Source organism: Streptomyces sp. NPDC001606 (assembly GCF_053596835.1).
Window position 1 is genome coordinate 77593 of record NZ_JBSFHC010000023.1, and the last position, 19526, is coordinate 97118.

Below are 19526 nucleotides of genomic sequence, written 5' to 3' on the forward strand. Positions count from 1 at the left end.
GCGCAGCCGGAGCGGCAAGGGGGTCACACGCCCGCGTACGAGTGCTTTCCGGTGACGAAGATGTTCACGCCGTAGTAGTTGAACAGCCAGCAGCCGAAGGCGAGCATCGCCAGATAGGCGGCCTTGCGGCCCTTCCAGCCGGCCGTGGCGCGGGCGTGCAGGTAGCAGGCGTAGGCGACCCAGGTGATGAAGGACCAGGTCTCCTTCGGGTCCCAGTTCCAGTACCGGCCCCAGGCGTCGCCCGCCCAGATCGCGCCCGCGATGATCGTGAACGTCCACAGCGGGAAGACGGCCGCGTTGACCCGGTAGGCGAACTTGTCCAGCGAGGCGGAGGCCGGCAGCCGCTCCAGCACCGAGGTGGCGAAGGTGCCGGGCTTGCCGCCACCGGCGAGCTTGGTCTCGTACGCGTCCTTGAACAGGTACAGGATCGTGGCCACCGCGCCGACGTAGAACACCGCACCGCAGAAGATCGCGGTGGAGACGTGGATGTACAGCCAGTACGAGTGCAGGGCCGGGACGAGCTGGTCGCTGGCCGTGTAGAGGACGGTGACCGCGAGGCCCAGGTCCAGCAGGACCGTGGTGATCAGGAACAGGCCGAGCCAGCGTACGTTCTTCTTCAGCGCCAGCAGCCCGAGGTACACGCCGACGGCGACCGTGGAGAAGGTGATGTTGAACTCGTACATGTTGCCCCACGGCGCCCGCTGTACCGAGGCCGCGCGGGCGATCACGCCGCCCAGCTCGACCAGGAACGCGAGGACCGTGAGGGAGACCGCGATCCGGCCGTAGAGGTCGCCCTGGGCGTCGCCGCCGTGCGCGCCGGGACCGTCCGGCACGTCACGCGCGCCGGACGCCGAGCGGACCACGACCTTCGGCCGCTCCAGCACGGCCGTGCCGCCGGCCTGCTGGCCGGTGACGGCCGGGCCCTTGGCGGCCTTGGCGGGCGACGCGTCCGCGGTCAGCGCGGCGGCCGTCCGCGCGACCTTGCTGCGGCTGCCGAAGAGCCATTCGGCGATGTACGCGAAGAATGCCAGCGTGTAGACGGCCATCGACGAGTAGATCAGCGTGTTGCTGATGCTCGCGAGATGTTCGTTGGTTGCGGCGGCGAGAGTCACTTCTCAGACCCTTCGGCAGGTACGACGGGAGATTCGGTGGAGGTGGCAAAGGCGCCGGAGGCGTCGTCCGGGTCGTCGTCGGGTGCGGAGCCGGAATCGTCGGGGGCCCCGGGCGCCTGGTCGTACAGGATCCCGGCGAGGTCGCCCAGCTCCTCGGGGACCTTGGCGGACTCGCTGCGGCCGAGCCCGGCCATCTCGACGACGGTCACGCCGTCGGCACCGCGCACCGCCCGCACCCACACCCGGCGGCGCTGGATGAACAGGGAGCCCGCCAGGCCGAAGATCGCCGCGATCGCGCCGCCGAGCGCCCAGCCGCTGCCCGGCTCCTGGACGATCTCGAAGCCGGCCCACTCCTTGACGTCCTTCTCGAAGGTGATGGACCCGGCGCCGTTCGGCAGCGTCAGCGTGTCGCCCGGCTGGAGGAGCTTCTTCAGCAGCTGGCCCTTGCTGTCCTTGAACGCCTTCATGTGCGTCTTGTCCAGCTGGTACACGCTCTGCGGGGTGCCCGCGTCCACACCCAGGTCACCGTGGTAGGCGTTCACCGCGAGCAGCGGGTTCACCAGCGCCGGGAACTGGGAGAGCATGGTGCCGCTCTTCGGGTCGAAGGTCGGCACGAAGAAGGCCTGGAAGCCGAGCTGCTCGGTCTTGCCCTGGGGGTTCTTGTAGCCGTCCATCACCTTCACCACGCCGTTGGAGGTGACGTTTCCGTCCAGCGGCAGCAGCGGCACGGCGTCGTGGAAGACCTCATTGCCCTTGCCGTCGCGGACCGTGATGACCGGCGCGTAGCCGTGGCTGACCAGGTAGACCTTGGAGTCGCCGATGTGCAGCGGCTTGTTGACCTTGACGGTGGTCGACTTCTGCTTGCCGAAGGCGCCCACGCTGTAGTCGAGCTTCGCCTCGAAGGTGCGCGGGGTGCCCCGGTTCGGGCCGGAGACCTCGTAGGTGCCCGTGAAGTCCTTCAGGTCGAAGCTGAACGGCACCAGGTCGTCGTTGCGGAACAGGCTGCCGGACTTGAAGTCGTCGTACTGCGCCAGCGAGTTGGCGAACCCGCCGCCCTCGACGACCAGCTTCGTCCCGTCGGACTTGTACAGCTGGCCCCAGGCGAAGGCGATCAGCAGCACGATCAGGGCGATGTGGAAGACCAGGTTGCCCAGCTCGCGCAGATAGCCCTTCTCGGCGGCGACCGCGTCCCCGGCCGCATGGGCGCGGAAGCGGCGCTTCTTCAGCAGGGCGAGCGCGGCCTCGCGGACCTGCTCCGGATCGGCCGTCGTCCGCCAGGTCGTGTAGGCGGGCAGCCGGGTCAGCCGCTTGGGCGCGCCCGGCGGACGGCCGCGCAGCTGGCCGACGAACTGCCAGGTGCGGGGGACGATGCAGCCGATGAGGGAGACGAACAGCAGGATGTAGATCGCGGAGAACCACACCGAGCTGTAGACGTGGAACAGGCCGAGCTTGTCGTAGACGGGCGCGAGCGTCTTGTGCGCCTTGCGGAAGTCGTCGACCTTGTTGAGGTCGGCGCCGGACTGCGGGATCAGCGAGCCGGGGATCGCGGCCAGCGACAGCAGCAGGAGCAGCAGCAGCGCGACCCGCATGGAGGTCAGCTGCCGCCAGAACCAGCGGACCCAGCCGATGACGCCGAGGCCGGGCAGGGCGGACAGCTCCTCCGTCGGCGCGGTGGACAGCTGGGAGCCGGCCGCGCCGAGGTCCTCCTGGTCGCGGGCGGTGTCGGTTTCGGTCTTGCTCATCGGTCAGATCCCCACATCGAAGCCGCCGGACCAGGTCTGCATCTGCTGTACGAGGCTGTCCCAGGCGCCGGTCAGCAGCAGCGCACCGGTCACGATCATCATGGTCCCGCCGATGCGCATCACCCAGACATAGTGGCGCTTGACCCAGGCGAAGGCGCCGAGCGCCTTGCGGAAGGCGACGGCGGCGAGCACGAAGGGCAGGCCCAGTCCGAGGCAGTAGACGACCATCAGCAGGGCGCCGCGCGCGGCGCTGGACTCGCTCATGGCGAGGATGTTCACCGAGGACAGCGTCGGGCCGAGGCAGGGGGTCCAGCCGATGCCGAACAGCGCTCCCACGATCGGCGCGCCCACCAGGCCGGTGGCCGGCCGCCTGTGGAAGCGGAACTCGCGCTGGGTGAACCAGGGCATCAGCCCCATGAAGAAGACGCCCATGAGGATCATGAAGACGCCGAGCACCTTGGACAGGACGTCCTTGTGCTGCTGGAGGGTCCAGCCGAAGGAGCCGAACAGCGCTCCGGTGGAGATGAACACGGCGCTGAAGCCGAGCACGAACAGTGAGGCCCCGGCGACCATCCGTCCGCGCCGGGCCTCGCCCAGGTCGGTGCCGGCGACCCCGGTGACGTAGGAGAGGTAGCCGGGGACGAGCGGCAGCACGCAGGGCGAGAAGAAGGAGACGAGTCCGCCGAGGAGCGCGATCGGCGCGGCGACCAGCAGGGCGCCGTGGAGCACGGTCTGGTTCTGGCCGACGGCCAGGGTGACGAGTGCGCTCACGTCACTTCTCCGCCAGGACCGGCTTGAGCATCTTCAGCAGGGCGGTGTCGTCGAGCGCCTCCAGGGCCCGCGCGGCGAGCTTCCCGTGCCGGTCGATGATCAGCGTGGAGGGGATCAGCTGCGGGTTGAGCGTGCCCTTCTCGAAGCGGAGCATCAGCTTTCCGCTCGGGTCGTACAGGCTCGGGAAGCCGATCTTGTGTTCCTTCTCGAAGGCGACCGCGGGGGTGGTGCTGGTGTCCCGGGTGTTGACGCCGACGAACTGCACGCCCTTGTCCTTGTACTGCTCGGAGACCTTGGCGAGGTACTGGGCCTCTTCCCGGCACGGCCCGCACCAGGAGCCCCAGAAGTTGACGACGACGATCCGGCCCTTGTAGTCGGCGATGTCGAGGCGCTTGCCGTCGATGGTCCGGCCGGACAGGTCGGGGGCGGCGACGCGCTTGCCCTGCGGGACGGTGTCGATGCCGTTGTTGCCGGTGATGAAGTTGGTGTTGCCGCCTCCGCCCGAGGTGCCGCTGCCGCACGCGGACATGGTCAGGGCCGCGACGGCGGCCACGGCGCTGAACAGGACGGCGCGGCTACGGGTTTTCATGTGAAAAGTTTCGCATGGCCGTTCCAGGACTCTCGCGCACCCCCCTGCCGGGCGGAAAACCGCATTTCAGGGCGTATTTACACGGGACATTTCCGGCAGGGGGCGGGGTGCGGACGGCTCACCGAGCTAGGCCAGGAAGGTCTTCCAGCCCCCGGCCGGCTGCTGTCCGACCTCCAGCGTGCGGAGCTTGGCGAGCACCTCGGGCTTCTGTACGTCCATCCAGTCCACGAACTGCCGGAAGGAGACCATCCGGACGTCGGCGCCCTTCTCCTTCTCGCGCGCGATGTGCTTGAAGGCCTCCTCGACGGAGTCCATGTAGATGCCGCCGTTCCACTGCTCGAAGTGGTTGCCGATGAAGAACGGTGCCCGGTTTGTCTTGTATGCCCGCTCGAAGCCGGCGATGTACGCCCCCGCGGACTGCTTGCGCCAGCCCGGGTAGTTGTAGGAGGGCGCCTTCGTGGTGTTCAGGGACTGGTTGGCGAGCATGTTGTAGTCCATCGACAGGACCTCGAAGCTGCGCCCCGGGAACGGCACCTGCTGGAGCGGCAGGTCCCATATCCCCTGCCGCTTCACCGGCCACACCTGCCGGCCGCCGGGCGAGGAGGCGTCGTACCGCCAGCCCAGCTCGCGGGCGGTGGGCAGCAGGTTGTCCTGGCCGAGCAGACAGGGCGTACGGCCGCCGACCAGCTCCTTGTCGTAGTCGAAGGGCAGCGCGGGCAGGTCGTGCCAGCCGGTGTTGGTCTTCCACTCCTTGACGAAGGACGTGGCCTGCTGGATCTCGCTCTTCCACTGCTGCGGGGTCCACCACTTGACCGAGCCGTGGGTCTCGCCGCAGAAGTGCCCGTTGAAGTGGGTGCCGATCTCGTGGCCCTCCAGCCAGGCCCGGCGCACATTGGTCAGCGTGGACTTGATGTGCTCGTCGGTGAGATAGCCGATGGCGGAGGCGCCGCGCGGGTTGTTCGGGGGCGCGTACATCCGCTTCCTCGACTCGGGCAGCAGATACAGCCCCGAGAGGAAGAAGGTCATGCTCGCCCCGTGCTCCTTGGCGAGGTCCAGGAAGCGCGGGAAGAGGCCGTTGCCGACCTCGCCGGCGCCGTCCCAGGAGAAGATGACGAACTGCGGCGGCATCTGCCCCGGCTCCAGCGGCTCCGGCTTGGCCGGCTGGTGCGGCTGCTTGCCGGTGAAGGAGGTGGAGCCGTCGCCGATGAGCTTGGCCGGACGCGCACCGTCCGAGCCGTTCGCGCCGGAGCCGTCCTTGCCGGAACCGCCGGAGTGCCCGCCGCCGTCCGAGGACTTGAGGCTCCCGCAGCCGGCGAGGGAGGCGGCGGCCGCGGCTCCCGCGCCGAGGCCGAGCATTCCCCTCCTGGAAAGGGGCCGGGAGAAGGTGCGCATGGAAATCCCCGATTCGTCACGCCTGCTGGTGTCAACCAGGGAGAGGACGTGACGATCGGGGAGGTTCCCATGATTCTTATGTTTTTCGTAACGGAACCGGCAAAAGCGCTCTAAGCGCTTCTTGGTGGCTCCCGGCGCTCCCGGCGCTTCTAGGCGCCGAAGGCCTTCCCTTGCGCGGTGCCCTTGCCCTTCTGCGGCTTGGCGCCGGCCCGCAGATGCTCCGGGACCAGATCGATCGCCGGCTCGCTGTAGCCGACGGACACGATCTTGTCGCCGAGGTAGGTGAACGACGTCAGGGACGCGAGGGTGCACTGCCGCTTGCGCGGGTCGTGCCACAGCCGGCGCCGCTCGACGTACGAGCGCACGATCCAGATCGGCAGCTGATGGCTGACCAGCACCGCCTCGTGGCCGCGCGCCTGGTCCTTGGCCGCGTTCAGCGCGCCCATCATCCGCACCACCTGGTCGACGTACGGCTCGCCCCAGGACGGCTTGAACGGGTTGACCAGGTGCTGCCAGTTGCCCGGCTTGCGCAGTGCGCCGTCGCCCACCCCGAAGGTCTTGCCCTGGAAGACGTTGTCGGCCTCGATCAGCCGCTCGTCGGTGGCCAGGTCCAGCCCGTGCGCCTTGGCGATCGGGGTGGCGGTCTCCTGCGCCCGCTCCAGCGGGGAGGCGCAGACATGGGTGATGTCCCGGGGGGCGAGGTGCTCGGCGACCCGCTCGGCCATCTGCCGGCCCAGCTCGGAGAGGTGGTAGCCGGGCAGCCGCCCGTACAGGATCCCGGTCGGGTTCTCCACCTCGCCGTGCCGCATCAGATGGACGACGGTGACGTCCTTGTCCCTGCTGCTCATGCGGTGGCCTCCGCAGCCGCCCGGGCCGCCGCCGGAAGGGCGTCGGCGATCTTCTGGATGGCCCGCTCGTCGTGGGCCGTGGACACGAACCAGGACTCGAAGGACGACGGCGGCAGATAGACGCCGTTCGACAGCATCGAGTGGAAGAACGCGGTGAAGCGGAACGACTCCTGCCGCTTGGCGTCCTCGTAGTCGCGCACCTGCCGGTCGGTGAAGAACACCGAGAACATGTTGGAGGCGGTCTGGAGCCGGTGGGCGACGCCCTCCTTGCTCAGCGCCTCGGTGACCAGGCCCTGGATCTGCTGCGACACGGCGTTCACCGTGTCGTACGCGGCGTCGTCGAGCAGCCGCAGCTGGGCGAGGCCCGCGGCGGTCGCGATCGGGTTCCCGGACAGCGTCCCCGCCTGGTAGACGGGCCCGGCCGGAGCGAGGTGACCCATCACATCGGCCCGCCCGCCGAACGCGGCCGCGGGGAACCCGCCGCCCATGACCTTTCCGAAGGTCATCAGGTCCGGCGTGACCCCGTCGACCCCGTACCAGCCGGCGCGGCTGGTACGGAAGCCGGTCATGACCTCGTCGGAGATGTAGAGGGCGCCGTTCTTGTGGCAGGCGTCCTTCAGCCCCTGGTTGAACCCGGGGTCCGGCGGTACGACGCCCATGTTGCCCGGCGAGGCCTCGGTGATCACACAGGCGATCTCCCCCGGGTGCCGGTGGAAGGCCTCCTGCACGGCCTCCAGATCGTTGTACGGCAGCACGATCGTGTCCCCGGCCTGCGCACCGGTGACACCGGGCGTGTCGGGCAGCGCGAAGGTGGCGACCCCGGACCCGGCGGCGGCGAGCAGCGAGTCCACATGCCCGTGGTAGCACCCGGCGAACTTGATCACTTTGCTCCGCCGGGTGAACCCGCGGGCCAGCCGGATGGCCGACATGGTCGCCTCGGTGCCGCTGCTCACCAGCCGCACCTGCTCGACCGGCGCCACCCGGGCGACGATCTCCTCGGCGAGCGCGACCTCGCCCTCACCGGGCGTGCCGAAGGACGTACCGCGCGCGACGGCCTCCTGTACGGCGGCGATGACCTCCGGGTGTGCGTGCCCGAGGACCATCGGTCCCCAGGAGCAGACGAGGTCGACGTACTCGCGTCCGTCGGCGTCGGTCAGGTACGGACCCTTGCCGGACACCATGAACCGGGGCGTACCGCCAACGGCGCGGAAGGCGCGCACCGGGGAGTTCACCCCGCCCGGGGTGACTTCGGAGGCGCGGTCGAAGAGCGCCTGGGACACCGGCGCGTCGTAGGGATAGGGCGTTTCGCTCAGGGCGCTCATGACGTGCGGCTTCTCCGGCTTCTCGGACTCCGGTTGCGTGGTGACCCCCTCAGGGTAGGCCGCGCCCCGTCCGGCGCGACGGCCCGCCTCGGGAACGCGGCACCGTCATCCGCCATCTGCGAGACTGAGACCTGATACACACAGCTCTCACGCACGTAATGATCAGGGGATGCTCAGGGCCGGGCATCGCTCCGCGGACTGTTGTTCCACCGCACGTTTCGGCGGGCGGCCGTGGGGGAGGTCACTGACACGATGATCGGGTTGCGCGGCGGGGGCCACGCGTCCTAGAAAAGCAGTCGGGTGGAGATATGCATCGCGGTGGCGGACTGGGCGAGGGGACTGATGACCTGGGTCCTCGGCGTGCCCGGCGGGGAAGGCACCGGCGCGACGCGGAGGAAGCGACCGAAACACGTCAGACACAGGGTGTACCGGGCGAACCCGAGCGGCACGACCGACGGGCCGACCGCCTTCGGGCAGGGAGCAGGAATGGTGGTCGGGTGGGGGTGACGTACAAATACTTCGGCGCGCCGGACGGAGCGACCGCGGCCCGCGTCCCCATCTCGATGCGGCCCGAGGAGCTCGGCGGCGACGAGCTGGGCATGAACGGCATGTTCACCAGGATCAAGCCGGAGACGGTGGCCGCGATGGTGCTGACCGGCATCGAAGGCGTCCCCCTGCACAAGGTGCCGCCGCTGGAACTGGTCGTCCTGCACCCCGACTACGCGGTCGTCAAGCTCCCCATGACGGTCGTCGACCCGCTGCGCGGCATCGGCGAGGAGGCGGTCGGCGCGGCGGCCTTCATCTGGTCCACGGTCCCGGACCGCGGAGGGCCGCGGGACGCGTTCAACGTGTACCAGTTGCTCCACGAATGGCAGGACTTCAGCCATCGGCTGCACGAGGCGGGGCATCAGGCGTATTGCCTGGTCTGGCCCTGATCTGGGGTTCCGGCGGCTTCGGGCGGCAGGCTCCCCCGCCCGGGTAGGGGTTTGCCTACCCCCGGAGTAGGTTTCCGCCCATGGCGCGTGCCACGTTCCTCGCAGCAGCATGGCGTGCAGGTCGCAGCGTGTGGCCTGGGTGAGGAGACGGGGGGCCGGTATGTGGCCGATTCCGGTGGGTGGGGTGCCGTGGCCCGCGGGGGTGCTCGTGGGGTTGACCGCGGTCTGTGCGGTGCTGGCCGTCAGGGCGGAGCAGGCGCGGGACCGGTCGGGGCGGGTCGCGCGGCCGGGTGGGCGGGTCGGCTGGCGGGTCGTGGCGGGATTGGTGGGGACGGCCGCGTACGGGAGTGTGCCGGCCCTGGTGTTCGCCCTGCACAACTCCGCCGGATCGAACGGCTATGTCGTCACCGTGCCGGACCTGCAACCCGACGGGCTGCTCCCGGCGGCGCTGCTCGCGGCCGGTCTGCTGGCCACCGCGCTGCCCGCCGCGGCGGATGTGCCCGGGCGGTGGTTGCTGCCCGGGGTCGCGGCGGCGACCGGCGAAGTGCTGGAGGGGACGTACTGGCTCACGCATTCCTCTGTCGGCTACGGGCGCGACCTGCTGAATGTCCTGGTGGGCTGTGTGAGCGTGCCGGTGCTCGCCGCGCTCGCCGGTGCGGCGCTGCGCCGGCCGGCGAACGGGGGGCCCGCGTGTCTGGTTGGAGCGGATGCGTCGAGGTCCGCGCGCTGGGCGCTGCTGCTGCCCGCCGTCGTGGTGATGACCGGTGACCTGCTCGGTTTCGATCTGTGGCGGTTCGCGTCGCCGGGCACCGGGGCGGGGCCGGCGGTGGTGGGTTATCTGGCGGGCCTGGCGCTGCTGGTGGCCGTCGTGGCCGGGCTGGTGCGGTGGCCGAGGGCGGCCGCGAACCTGGCCGTCCTGGGTCTGGTGGGGATCGGGGCGTACGACGTCGCCCAGAGCGGGTTCGGACAACACCTCGTGGTCGTCACGAAGGTCGGCAGGCCGACCGGGCCGGCGCCGGACCTGCCCCTGGAGATCGCCCACCATGCGTCGGTCCTCGGCGGTATCCAGGGGGCGGTGCTGCTGGCCCTCGGGCTCTGGCTGCTGCCCCGAACCGTGCTGGCGGATGCCGGCCGGCTGTTCGGCAGGGGGCCCGACCCGGCGCTGGCCCGGCGGGTGCGGGAGCTGACCGCGACCCGGGCCGACGCGCTCAGTTCCGCGGCCGCGGAGCTGCGCAGGATCGAGCGGGACCTGCACGACGGCGCACAGGGACGGCTGGTCGCCATCGGGATGAACCTCCGGGTCGCCGAGGCGCTGATCCACCACGCTCCGCACGAGGCCGCCGCGCTCGTCGTGGAGGCTCGTGTCGCCTCGGCCACGGCACTGGCGGAACTGCGCGGCCTGATCAGGGGGATGCACCCGCCGATGCTGGCCGACCGGGGCCTGGGGGAGGCGGTCCGGGCGCTCGCGCTGGACCTGCCCCTGCCCTGCGAGACCGAGATCGATCTGTCCGAACGGCTCCCCGCCCCGTTGGAGTCGGCCTGCTACTTCGCCGTCGCCGAGGTGGTCACCAACGCCGTCCGGCACGCCTCGGCGCACGGCCTCCAGATCCGCATGGCCCGGACGGACGGGTTGCTGCGCATCGAGGTGGTCGACGACGGAGTCGGCGGCGCGGACCCCGCCCGGGGCACCGGGCTGGCCGGGGTGGAGCGACGGCTGGCGGCCTTCGACGGCATTCTGGCGGTCAGCAGCCCGCCCGGGGGACCGACGATCGTGGCCATGGAGGTGCCGTGCGCGTAGTCGTCGCGGAGGATCTCTTCCTGCTCCGGGAGGGGCTGGTCAGGCTACTCACGGCGCGTGGCTTCGAGATCGTGGCGGCCACCGACAGCGCTCCGGGCCTGCTCGACGCGCTGCTGGAGCACCGGCCGGACCTCGCGATCGTGGACATCAGGCTGCCGCCCACCCACACCGACGACGGGCTCCGTGCGGCGCTGTCCGCCCGGGAGCGGATACCCGGGCTGCCGATCCTGCTGCTCTCCCAGTACGTCGAGCAGATCTACGCCCAGGAACTGCTCGCCGACCAGGCGGGCGGGGTCGGCTACCTGCTCAAGGACCGGGTGTTCAGCGACGACCAGTTCGTCGACGTGATCCGTACGGTCGCCGCGGGCGGCACGGTCATGGACCCCGAAGTGGTCACCAAGCTGCTCGGCCGCCGCGGCCGTGGCGCACGCGAACCCCTCTCCCGGCTCACCGAACGGGAACGTCAAGTGCTGGAACTCATGGCCGAGGGACGCTCCAACAGCGCCATCGCCAGCCGGCTCTTCATCAGCGACAAGGCCGTGTCCAAACACAGCACCGGCATCTTCGCCAAGCTGGGGCTCGCCCCCTCCGACGACGACAACCGCCGTGTGCTCGCCGTACTCGCCTACCTCATGTCCGCGCCGCGTCACACCGGCGCCGGCGACGGGCTGAACGGCCGGAGGATGTCCTCGCCCGGCTGGACGACGCCGTAACTGTTCTCCGGGAACTCCCTCCAGGCGCCCGGGAGGTCGCCCAGGGGCTCCGACACGACGAGGCGGGTGTCGTCGGAGACGTCCCAGAGGAAGGCGGCGTCCGGGTGGAGTGCGCGCAGGGACTCCACCTCGGCGCTGACGTACAGGGAGCGGGACCGGCCCTCGCTGGAGTGGCGGAAGGCCCAGAGGCGTTCGCCGTCGGAGACCGCGACGGTCATCTGGAGGGGGTGGGGGATGTCATGGGCGCGCGCCGTCTCCTCGACCAGGCCGGCCATCCGGGCGACCGCACCGGGCGGATCCTCCTCAAGCCCGAAGGTGAGGGCGAGGAAGAACATCAGCTCGGAGTCGGTGGAGCCCTCGATGTCGGGGTAGAGCAGCGGATCGACGGCGAGGGCGAGGTCGCGCCGGATCCGGTGATGCCCGTTGATCATGCCGTTGTGCATCCACAGCCAGCGTCCGTGGCGGAACGGGTGGCAGTTGGTCTGCTGCACCGCCGTACCGGTCGAGGCCCTGATGTGGGCGAAGAAGAGACCCGAGCGGACGTGCTGGGCGATCTCCTGGAGATTGCGGTTGTTCCACGCCGGGCCGACGTCCCGCAGCACCGCCGGGGTGTCCGCGTCGGGCGTGTACCAGCCGACGCCGAAACCGTCGCCGTTGGTCGTCTCCACCCCCATGCGGGAGTGCAGGCTCTGGTCGATCAGGGAGTGTTTCGGCTGGAACAGGACCTGGCCGAGAGCGATGGGGGAACCCGAGTAGGCAATCCAGCGGCACATGCTGCGGCCCCGCTTTCCCTGGTGTCCGAAGAGGTGTCCGAAGACGCCTTCTGTCTCCAGGGTGTGCGCACGCGGCGGGCTTGTCATGCTGGCGGGTGTCATCCCGTACATGGGGCGGTGATCGCCGTGACAGCGCGCAGACGAGACCTGGTGGAGTCCGCCCGTCAGGAGCGTACGGCCGAACAGCGGGCCCGGACGGACTACACCGGCGGTGTCTACGGCTCCCTGCTCGCCGCCTCGGTCGTGATCGGCGCCGGCACGCTAGGGCCCTGGCCCCGGCTGGAGCTGGTGGTGCTGCTGCTGGTCACCGGTGTGGTCTTCTGGGTGGCCCATGTGCACGCCCAGTTGTTCGGTGCCCGGCTGGCCATGCATCCGCTCCACCGCCGGGCGATCTGGCACGTGTGCCGGGACGAATGGCCGATCCTCAAGGCGGCCGTGCCGCCGGCCGTGGCCGTGGCCGTCAGCCCGCTGCTGGGCCTGGACCTGCCCGGCACCATGTGGCTGGCCGTCTCCGTGGCCGTGGCCGGGCAGGTGGGCTGGTCGGTGGCCGCGGCACGGCGGTCGGGCGGGTCCTGGCGGCTGACCGCGCTCACGGCGGTGGTCAACCTGGTCCTCGGCCTGCTGATCGTCGGCTTCAAGCTGGCCGTCACCCACTGAGGGGGCGGGTTCAGCCGGTGGTCGCCCGGATCCTGCCCTTGCGGACGGCCGCCCGCAGCGCCTTGTGGTCCCGCTCGTTCTGGTCGGCGTACGCCTGCGCGAATCCGGTCAGGGCGCGGTCGAAGCGGTCGCTGCCGCCCAGGTAGGCGGCGAGGACGACGGGGTCGCCGGAGCGGGCGTGGGCCCGCGCCAGACTGGCCCCGCACAGGTGCCCGTAGAGACGCAGCAGGCCGGGGTCCATGGTCTCGGGCCGTGCGGTGCCCTTCCAGTCGCGCAGCTGGCGGACGTAGAAGTCCCGGTCGCGTCCGTCGAGGCCGGCCACGCGCGTCCAGCCCAGGAAGATGTCACTGGCCGCCTGGATCAGCCGCTGTCCCTCCACCACCCGCCGGCCCTGGTTGTCGTGGTGGTGGTCACCCGTGTACGCGGCCAGCACCGACTCCTGCGCCTCCTTGGCCTGGAGCAGCAGGGGGTCGCCGTCGTCGTTGCCGAGCAGCAGCAGGATCCAGCAGCGGGTGCCGACGCTGCCCACACCGACGACCTTGCGGGCCATGTCCACCAGCCGGTAGCGGCCCAGGAGATACCGGCGCTCGGAGGAGAGGCTGTCCGCGTACCCCTCCAGGACGGTCCGGAGCAGCTCCTCCGGGCCGGCGCCCGTCGTGAGGTCCCGGAGCGGGGTGACGAGCGGGGGGTCCGGCGCGATCCGCCGGCCCTCGGCGGTCAGCCGGGTGAGGCGGGCGAAGGCCTCCAGATGGGTGCGGGTCCTGGCGCGTGCCGTGGCCGCGGCGGTCCGCCGCCTGGCTCTTCCGGTCATCGACGAGGCCAGCAGTTCGCGCATCCGGTCGGCGTCGTCCTGGGCGTACCAGACGTCCAGGGTGCGCATGCCGGCGAAGGCGCGCATCCGGGTGCGGTACGTCCGCAGGCACTCCCGGACGGTACGGTCCTGGTCCCGCGCGGAGAACCCGTTGGCGCGGGCGGCCACCACGAGGCTGGCGGCCAGGCGTTTGACGTCCCATTCGAAGGGGCCGGCGAGGGTCTCGTCGAAGTCGTTGATGTCGAAGACCAGATGCCGCTCGGGCGAGGCCAGCAGGCCGAAGTTCAGCAGATGGGCGTCCCCGCACAGCTGCACCGTCAGCCCGGTGCCGGGCAGCGGTGCGAGGTCGGCCGCCATGACGGCCGCGGCTCCGCGGTAGAAACTGAACGGAGAGGCGAGCATCCGGCCGTACCGGACCGGGATCAGCTCCGGCAGGCGGGTGGACCCCTGCTCCTCCAGCACCGCGACCGGGTCGGGCCGGTCCTGGGCCGGCTCGAACCGGCCGTGGCAGGACCTCGGGGCACGCTTGCGGGCGTTCCTGCCGTACGCCGCCCTCTCCGCCGGGGACAGCCGGGCGGTCGGGGACATCGGTGCCGTCATGGCTCACCTCGCGCTGTCGTCCCGGCCGTCGCCGGGTTCCTGGCGCTGCCCGCTCCGGCGCGTCAGTCCGGTCTCCACGGCATGGGCGAGGATCCGCGCGGCGACGCCGACGATGACGAGGCCGCCGGTCATCTGGACCATGGTCATCATCCGTCCGGCCTGCGACCGGGCGGTGATGTCGCCGTATCCGACGGTGGAGAAGGTGGTCAGGGTGAAGTAGAGGGCGTCGGTCCGGGTCAGCCCCTCGCTGAAGGAGCCGGGCGCCGACTCCTCCAGCAGGTAGTAGCCGCTGGCGAAGGAGACCAGGTACAGCGCCACCGTGACGATCAGGGCCTCGACGGCCCTGGGCCGCGGATGGGGCGAGCGGACGATCGTCCGCACCTCCCACGCGAAGATGCCGGCCGCGGCCAGCAGCCCGCCCAGGAGCACCAGGGCGGCACCGCCGGTACGGGGCCGGTCCAGGGGCAGCAGGTAATACCCGGTGACAAGCACGGCCGCGAACGCGCAGGCCCGCACAAGCGACACCACCCCAGCCCGCCGCACGGACCCCCGCCCCACCCCCGCCCCCTCCGGCTGCGAATCCGTCCCGGCTCCCCGCTCTGCCGCCCCACCCGGCCCCGGCCCCGCCCCGCCCGGCCCGGGCCCCGCCCCGCCCGGCGGGGAAGCCCCCTCGCCCGGCCGGGAAGCCGCCCTGCCCGGGCGCGAACCTGCCGCGTCGGGCTGGGAAGCCGCCTCGCCCGGAAGCGGACCCGCCCCGCCCGGCAGGGAAGCCGCCCCGGCCTGCGGCAGGCCCACCCCATCCGGCCGGGAAGCCCCCTCGTCCGGCAGGGGAGCCGCCTCGCCCGGCAGTGGACTCACCTCGTCCGGCCGGGAAGCCGCCCTGCCCGGGCGCGAACCTGCCGCGTCGGGCTGGGAAGCCGCCTCGCCCGCCAGCGGACCCGCCCCGCCCGGCCGCGAAGCTCCCTCACCCGGCCGCAGACCACGCTCGCCCGGCCCCGCACCCGCCCCATCCGGCCGCGAAGCCGTCTCGCCCCGCCCCGGACCTGCGCCGCCCAGCCGCGGGGTCGCCTCGTCTCGGCGCGAGGGTGTTCCGTCCGGATGGGTGGGGGTCGGATCAGTCATGGGGGTGATACCTGTCCGGGGTCGGTGCGGCTACCCGTACACCCCATAGCCATGGCGGCCTGCGCGGATCACCCGTCACGGGTGACCCGGGCCCGTGCGGTGCGCGGAAGGCTGGGGGTGTGCGGGTGCCGCCGCGTCCCGTCGGCGGTCCGATGGCCGGCCGTGTCACGCGAGGAGGAGCCATGACTTTCGCGTGGTCCCGGTCCGCACACCGGGCCCGAACCTCCGACCGACGGGACGGCGGCACGCGCACGCCGCCGGTCGCCGCCCGCCGGGGCGGCAGAGCGGCGTCCGCGTACCCGGGCCGGGCGAGGCGACGGGTCACGGCGTGGGGGCGGGTGGTGGACGTCGGCCGGCTGCTGCCGGTGCTGTCGGCGGTCAATGTCGTGGAGGGCGCGATGCGGCTGGCGGCCCAGTCGTTCCTCGCGGTCCTGCCGCTGCTGATGACGGTCGCGGCCTTCGCCCCGCGCGGTGTGCAGGACCTGATGGTGGACTCGCTGTCGGCCATCCTGGGCGTGCGCGGGGACACGCTGGCGGAGGTGCGGCACACCTTCGAGGCCACCGGTACGCCACGGCAGACCGTGGGAGCGCTGGGTGTGCTGCTCGCGCTCCTCTCGGCCACCGCCTTCACCCGCGCCCTTCAGGCGGTGTGCGAACGCTGCTGGTCGCTGCCCCGGGCCCCGGTGGGGGCGGCGGCCTGGCGCTGGATCGTCTGGCTGGTCGTCTGGATCGGCGTCCTGCTCTTCCAGGCTCCGCTGCGCAGCGGGTTCGGCACCGGCGTGGTCGTCGGGCTGGTGCTGTCCATGCTGTCCTCGGTCCTGATGTGGTGGTGGGCGCAGCATCTGCTGCTGGGCGGCCGGATCGGCTGGCGCGAGCTGGTGCCGGGGGCGCTGCTGGCAGGGCTGGGGGCTGTGGCGCTGAGCAGGTTCGGCGCGCTGCTGATGCCCACGGCCATGCAGCGCAGCCTCCAGGAGTTCGGCCCGCTGGGGCCGGTCTTCACCTTCCTGTCCTGGCTCATCGCGTTCTTCGTGGTCACCGTGTCGGGTCTTGTCATCGGCCGGTGGATCGCGGGCTCCGCCTGGTTCGCCGCGCTTCAACTGCCTCGGGTGAGGCCGTCCGGAAGGCCGTTCAGGAGGCCGACAAGCAGACCCTCCGGCACGGATGTCAGTCCGGCCGGCACCGGTCCGCCGGGCCCGCCTCCCCGTACGCCGCGATCGGCCGGGTGACCGCCTTCCCGCCGCACCGCGGCCGCCAGCGCGCCGTGCGCGGCGGCCTCACCCCGCCCTCCGTAGGGTAGTTTTCCCAACCGCCAACGGTCATACGTCTGTTCAACGGGGGACACGATGCAGGACACGGAAACGGAAACGAGCCCGGCGCCGGCCGCGCACGTACGCGGGCTGGCGCCGACGCTGGCCCTGCTGGTCGGCAGTCTGTTCGTCGCCGCGGTCGGCGTGTACGAGCTGTGCGGCTTCGGTCTGCACAGCCTCGCCCGGCGCCCGCACCTGTTCAGCGACGGACTCGCCACCGGCGGGGTGATCGTCGCCGCGGTGGCGGCCGGCGCCGCCGCGGGCAATCTGGCCTGGTGTCTGGCGACGGCCCGCCGCGACGCCGACAGGCTCGGCTGATATCACATATGGGATGACGTGACTCGGGAAGGACCGGGTAAGAGCCGCTGCCGGTACTCTCCTTCCGTCCCCATCCCTTTTCTCCAAGGTGACCAGTCACCATGCCCGCACAGCAGTCGACCCTGCCGTCCCCGCACGTTCCCGCTCAACGCGGTCAGCGCCGCGAGTTCCCGCTGCCCACGCCCAGCCCCCGGCTGCGCGCGGCGGCGGCCTCGGCCACTGTGTGGTACCTGCGGCTGATCGCCCTGTTCAACATCGTCGCCGTGATGTCGCTGCCGTTCCGCAAGGAAGTGCAGGAACACAACGACGGCACGCTCTTCACCGCCCGGCACGTCCACGCGCACACCCACCACACCGGCCAGTTCTTCACCCCCTACCTGGCCACCGCGGGCCTGGCCTCGGCCGCGGCGGCGATCTTCCTGGCGCTGGTGATGCGGCGCGGCAAGCGCGCCGCCTGGGTGGTCAACCTGCTGCTGGCCGCGCCCCTGTTCGTGCTCTACGTCCTCGCGCTCACCCAGCACCCGTTCCGCGACCACGCCTTCAACTGGGTCTCCACCGCTCTCACCGGCCTCTTCGTGCTCGCGCTGCTGATCGGCCGGCGCGAGTTCAACGCCGTCGGCGACCCCTCCAACATCAAGCTGGCGCTGGCCGTCGGCGTCGGCGGTTCCGTGGTGATCGGCGGCCTCGGCACCCTGCTGGTGCACGCCACCAACAAGCTGCCGGGCGCCTCCCTGTACGAGGAGCTGGCCTACACCCTGCTGCGCGGGATCAGCGTCGGCCCGCTCGCCGACCGGGTCGACTCCGTGCACGCGCCCCGCTGGGTCGACATCGTCATCAACCTGCTGCTCGCCGGCCTGTTCTGCCTCGCCCTGTACGCCTGCTTCCGCTCCCCGCGCGGCCGCCGGCTGCTCACCCCGGAGGACGAGGAGAAGCTGCGCGCCCTGCTCGACAAGCACGGCGCCCGGGACTCCCTCGGCTACTTCGCGCTCCGCCGCGACAAGGCCGTCATCTTCTCCCCTACCGGCAAGGCGGCGATCACCTACCGCGTCGTCGGCGCCGTCTCCCTCGCCTCCGGCGACCCGCTCGGCGACCCCGAGGCCTGGCCCGGCGCGATCGAGGCCTGGCTCGCCGAGGCCCGCCGGCACGCGTGGATCCCGGCGGTCATGGGCGCCGGCGAGGAGGCCGGGACGGTCTACGCCCGGCACGGTCTGGACGCCCTCGAACTCGGCGACGAGGCGATCGTGGAGATCGCCGACTTCACCCTGGAGGGCCGCGCCATGCGCGTGGTCCGCCAGGCCCACAACCGGGTCAAGCGGGCCGGCTACACCGTCCGCGTCCGGCGCCACGAGGACATCCCCGAGGAGGAGATGGCCCTTCTGGTCGACCGCGCCGACAGCTGGCGCGACGGAGCCACCGAACGCGGCTTCTCCATGGCCCTCGGCCGGCTCGGCGACCCCTCGGACGGCCGCTGCGTGATGCTGGAGTGCCTGGACGGGGACGGCGAACCGCGCGCCGTGCTCAGCTTCGTCCCGTGGGGCGAGCGCGGCCTCTCCCTGGACCTGATGCGCCGCGACCGCAACAGCGAGAACGGCCTGATGGAGTACATGGTGGTCGAACTCCTCCTCCAGGCGAAGGACTTGGGCGTCGAGCGGGTCTCCCTCAACTTCGCGATGTTCCGCTCGGTCTTCGAGCGCGGCGCCCGCCTCGGCGCCGGCCCGGTGCTGCGGCTGTGGCGCTCGATCCTCACCTTCTTCTCCCGCTGGTGGCAGATCGAGTCCCTGTACCGCGCCAACGCCAAGTACCGCCCGGTGTGGGAGCCCCGCTTCCTGCTGTTCGCCAAGACCAGCGACATCCCCCGCATCGGCCTGGCCAGCGCGCAGGCGGAGGGCTTCCTCACCTTGCCGAGGCTGCGCGGAAGGTCGTAGACGAGGAGGGAAGGGGCGGGCCTACTGCGCGGCCGAGGGCGCCAGATCGGGCAGGGTCGCGGACCTCGCCGCGTCGTCCGGGTAGTAGGCCTGCCCGCCCGAGCGGTCCCACCCGGGGTCGTAGGCGCAGGGCGCGGTGGCACCGCCCGTGAAGTATCCGCGGTCCGGGTACCAGTCGAAGGACATCCGCTCGTCGCCGCCGTCCTTCTGGACGTACAGCGACCAGTCGCCCGGGCGGCCGCCCTTCCCGCCCTCGTGGTACGACGTGACCTCCCAGCCCTCGTCCACCAGCCGCCGGTGCAGCCGGCGCAGCCCGGGCACCGCCCGGCTCGCCGGCACCTTGTCCAGCGCCCACTCGTGGTGCATCCGGTAGGCGCCGTCGACCGTCTTGTCCTCCAGCCCGAAGGTCCCGCCGTCGTAGCAGTAGTCGGCGCCGAGGGTGTTCTCCGGGTCGACCCCGACGCGCTCCACCCCGGGCCGTACGGTCCGGGTGAAGCCCAGGACGTCGTACGCCTCCTGGCTGTGCTTCAGGACCCGGTCCGCCATCTCCTGCGGCGCCACCCGCGCGAAGTCCGTCGAGCCCGCCGACTGCCCCGCGAGCACGGCGAATACGACGAGTACGGCGATCAGCGCGACCCCCACGCACCCCAGGCACCCCCACCCGGCCGCACGGGCGAAGGAGGCGGCGGACGCCGCGATCGGAGCGGTCTCAGGGGCCTTGGGCGTCTCAGCGGGCTCAGGGGTCTCTTCGGGCATGGCCGCACGCTAGAACGCCCGGCCGGTCCCCCGGA

At 71.5% G+C, this 19526-nt stretch carries 18 protein-coding genes; 7 read left to right on the forward strand and 11 right to left on the reverse strand.

The features are described from left to right. Positions 1-23 precede the first annotated feature (23 nt). The 7 genes from ccsB to hemL all read right to left on the reverse strand — a co-directional run bounded on the left by ccsB (position 24) and on the right by hemL (position 7767). Positions 24-1112, reverse strand: a complete 1089-nt coding sequence (ccsB, locus tag ACWCV9_RS32295; protein WP_450791902.1) for a c-type cytochrome biogenesis protein CcsB — start codon at positions 1110-1112, stop codon at positions 24-26. Further along, positions 1109-2854, reverse strand: a complete 1746-nt coding sequence (gene resB / locus ACWCV9_RS32300) for a cytochrome c biogenesis protein ResB (protein ID WP_450791904.1) — start codon at positions 2852-2854, stop codon at positions 1109-1111. The genes ccsB and resB overlap by 4 nt, the downstream gene beginning before the upstream one ends. Before the next feature lie 3 nt (positions 2855-2857). Further along, positions 2858-3625 (reverse strand): cytochrome c biogenesis CcdA family protein, encoded by a 768-nt coding sequence (locus ACWCV9_RS32305; RefSeq protein ID WP_450791906.1) that lies wholly within the window; start codon positions 3623-3625, stop codon positions 2858-2860. 1 nt (position 3626) lies between these two features. Further along, complete coding sequence (locus tag ACWCV9_RS32310; protein WP_450791908.1) at positions 3627-4214, reverse strand: TlpA family protein disulfide reductase; 588 nt, start codon at positions 4212-4214, stop codon at positions 3627-3629. A gap of 126 nt (positions 4215-4340) precedes the next feature. Continuing rightward, positions 4341-5606, reverse strand: a complete 1266-nt coding sequence (locus ACWCV9_RS32315) for a hypothetical protein (RefSeq protein WP_450791910.1) — start codon at positions 5604-5606, stop codon at positions 4341-4343. 149 nt (positions 5607-5755) lie between these two features. Then, positions 5756-6454, reverse strand: coding sequence for a histidine phosphatase family protein (locus ACWCV9_RS32320; protein ID WP_450791912.1), 699 nt, complete (start codon positions 6452-6454; stop codon positions 5756-5758). Continuing rightward, a complete protein-coding gene (hemL, locus tag ACWCV9_RS32325; protein ID WP_450792004.1) occupies positions 6451-7767 on the reverse strand; it encodes a glutamate-1-semialdehyde 2,1-aminomutase in 1317 nt (438 codons plus the stop codon). The genes ACWCV9_RS32320 and hemL overlap by 4 nt, the downstream gene beginning before the upstream one ends. A gap of 506 nt (positions 7768-8273) precedes the next feature. Here hemL and ACWCV9_RS32330 point away from each other — a divergent pair. The 3 genes from ACWCV9_RS32330 to ACWCV9_RS32340 all read left to right on the forward strand — a co-directional run bounded on the left by ACWCV9_RS32330 (position 8274) and on the right by ACWCV9_RS32340 (position 11222). Continuing rightward, positions 8274-8711 carry a hypothetical protein gene (locus tag ACWCV9_RS32330; RefSeq protein ID WP_385841895.1) on the forward strand — a complete coding sequence of 146 codons (438 nt, stop codon included), beginning with the start codon at positions 8274-8276 and terminating at the stop codon, positions 8709-8711. A gap of 214 nt (positions 8712-8925) precedes the next feature. Continuing rightward, positions 8926-10509, forward strand: a complete 1584-nt coding sequence (locus tag ACWCV9_RS32335) for a sensor histidine kinase (protein ID WP_450791914.1) — start codon at positions 8926-8928, stop codon at positions 10507-10509. Continuing rightward, entirely contained in the window at positions 10500-11222 is a 723-nt protein-coding gene (locus tag ACWCV9_RS32340; RefSeq protein ID WP_450791916.1) for a LuxR C-terminal-related transcriptional regulator, read from the forward strand. The genes ACWCV9_RS32335 and ACWCV9_RS32340 overlap by 10 nt, the downstream gene beginning before the upstream one ends. Here the strand turns inward: ACWCV9_RS32340 and ACWCV9_RS32345 are convergent. Continuing rightward, the gene (locus tag ACWCV9_RS32345) at positions 11156-11995 is read right to left on the reverse strand and encodes a class II glutamine amidotransferase (protein ID WP_450792006.1); all 840 of its coding nucleotides are present in this window, start codon (positions 11993-11995) and stop codon (positions 11156-11158) included. The two genes, ACWCV9_RS32340 and ACWCV9_RS32345, sit on opposite strands and share 67 nt — an antisense overlap. A 126-nt stretch (positions 11996-12121) precedes the next feature. Here ACWCV9_RS32345 and ACWCV9_RS32350 point away from each other — a divergent pair, with 126 nt between their 5' ends. After that, positions 12122-12652 carry a hypothetical protein gene (locus ACWCV9_RS32350; protein WP_450791918.1) on the forward strand — a complete coding sequence of 177 codons (531 nt, stop codon included), beginning with the start codon at positions 12122-12124 and terminating at the stop codon, positions 12650-12652. A gap of 10 nt (positions 12653-12662) precedes the next feature. On the opposite strand, the gene ACWCV9_RS32355 is transcribed toward ACWCV9_RS32350, so the two are convergent. Both ACWCV9_RS32355 and ACWCV9_RS32360 read right to left on the reverse strand, forming a co-directional pair. Continuing rightward, positions 12663-14063: a DUF2252 domain-containing protein gene (locus ACWCV9_RS32355; RefSeq protein ID WP_450791920.1), complete on the reverse strand. Its 1401-nt coding sequence runs from the start codon at positions 14061-14063 to the stop codon at positions 12663-12665. Positions 14064-14066: 3 nt separating this feature from the next. Continuing rightward, a complete protein-coding gene (locus tag ACWCV9_RS32360) occupies positions 14067-14588 on the reverse strand; it encodes a potassium channel family protein (protein WP_450791922.1) in 522 nt (173 codons plus the stop codon). A gap of 779 nt (positions 14589-15367) precedes the next feature. On the opposite strand from ACWCV9_RS32360, the gene ACWCV9_RS32365 reads away from it, so the two are divergent. The 3 genes from ACWCV9_RS32365 to ACWCV9_RS32375 all read left to right on the forward strand — a co-directional run bounded on the left by ACWCV9_RS32365 (position 15368) and on the right by ACWCV9_RS32375 (position 18735). Continuing rightward, a complete protein-coding gene (locus ACWCV9_RS32365) occupies positions 15368-16411 on the forward strand; it encodes a ribonuclease BN (RefSeq protein WP_450791923.1) in 1044 nt (347 codons plus the stop codon). A 117-nt stretch (positions 16412-16528) separates the two neighbouring features. Continuing rightward, positions 16529-16810, forward strand: coding sequence for a hypothetical protein (locus tag ACWCV9_RS32370; RefSeq protein ID WP_450791925.1), 282 nt, complete (start codon positions 16529-16531; stop codon positions 16808-16810). 101 nt (positions 16811-16911) lie between these two features. Beyond that, positions 16912-18735, forward strand: a complete 1824-nt coding sequence (locus tag ACWCV9_RS32375) for a phosphatidylglycerol lysyltransferase domain-containing protein (RefSeq protein WP_450791926.1) — start codon at positions 16912-16914, stop codon at positions 18733-18735. Positions 18736-18756: 21 nt separating this feature from the next. Here ACWCV9_RS32375 and ACWCV9_RS32380 read toward each other — a convergent pair whose 3' ends face one another. Continuing rightward, a complete protein-coding gene (locus ACWCV9_RS32380) occupies positions 18757-19491 on the reverse strand; it encodes a hypothetical protein (protein ID WP_450791928.1) in 735 nt (244 codons plus the stop codon). Positions 19492-19526 lie beyond the last annotated feature (35 nt).

Excerpts from the sequence above, each read along its gene's own strand:
- resB (WP_450791904.1), bottom strand. The coding sequence starts at position 2,854 with ATGAGCAAGACCGAAACCGACACCGCCCGCGACCAGGAGGACCTCGGC.
- ACWCV9_RS32310 (WP_450791908.1), bottom strand. The coding sequence starts at position 4,214 with ATGAAAACCCGTAGCCGCGCCGTCCTGTTCAGCGCCGTGGCCGCCGTC.
- ACWCV9_RS32315 (WP_450791910.1), bottom strand. The coding sequence starts at position 5,606 with ATGCGCACCTTCTCCCGGCCCCTTTCCAGGAGGGGAATGCTCGGCCTC.
- ACWCV9_RS32320 (WP_450791912.1), bottom strand. The coding sequence starts at position 6,454 with ATGAGCAGCAGGGACAAGGACGTCACCGTCGTCCATCTGATGCGGCAC.
- ACWCV9_RS32345 (WP_450792006.1), bottom strand. The coding sequence starts at position 11,995 with ATGTGCCGCTGGATTGCCTACTCGGGTTCCCCCATCGCTCTCGGCCAG.
- ACWCV9_RS32355 (WP_450791920.1), bottom strand. The coding sequence starts at position 14,063 with ATGACGGCACCGATGTCCCCGACCGCCCGGCTGTCCCCGGCGGAGAGG.
- ACWCV9_RS32365 (WP_450791923.1), top strand. The coding sequence starts at position 15,368 with ATGACTTTCGCGTGGTCCCGGTCCGCACACCGGGCCCGAACCTCCGAC.
- ACWCV9_RS32370 (WP_450791925.1), top strand. The coding sequence starts at position 16,529 with ATGCAGGACACGGAAACGGAAACGAGCCCGGCGCCGGCCGCGCACGTA.
- ACWCV9_RS32375 (WP_450791926.1), top strand. The coding sequence starts at position 16,912 with ATGCCCGCACAGCAGTCGACCCTGCCGTCCCCGCACGTTCCCGCTCAA.
- ACWCV9_RS32380 (WP_450791928.1), bottom strand. The coding sequence starts at position 19,491 with ATGCCCGAAGAGACCCCTGAGCCCGCTGAGACGCCCAAGGCCCCTGAG.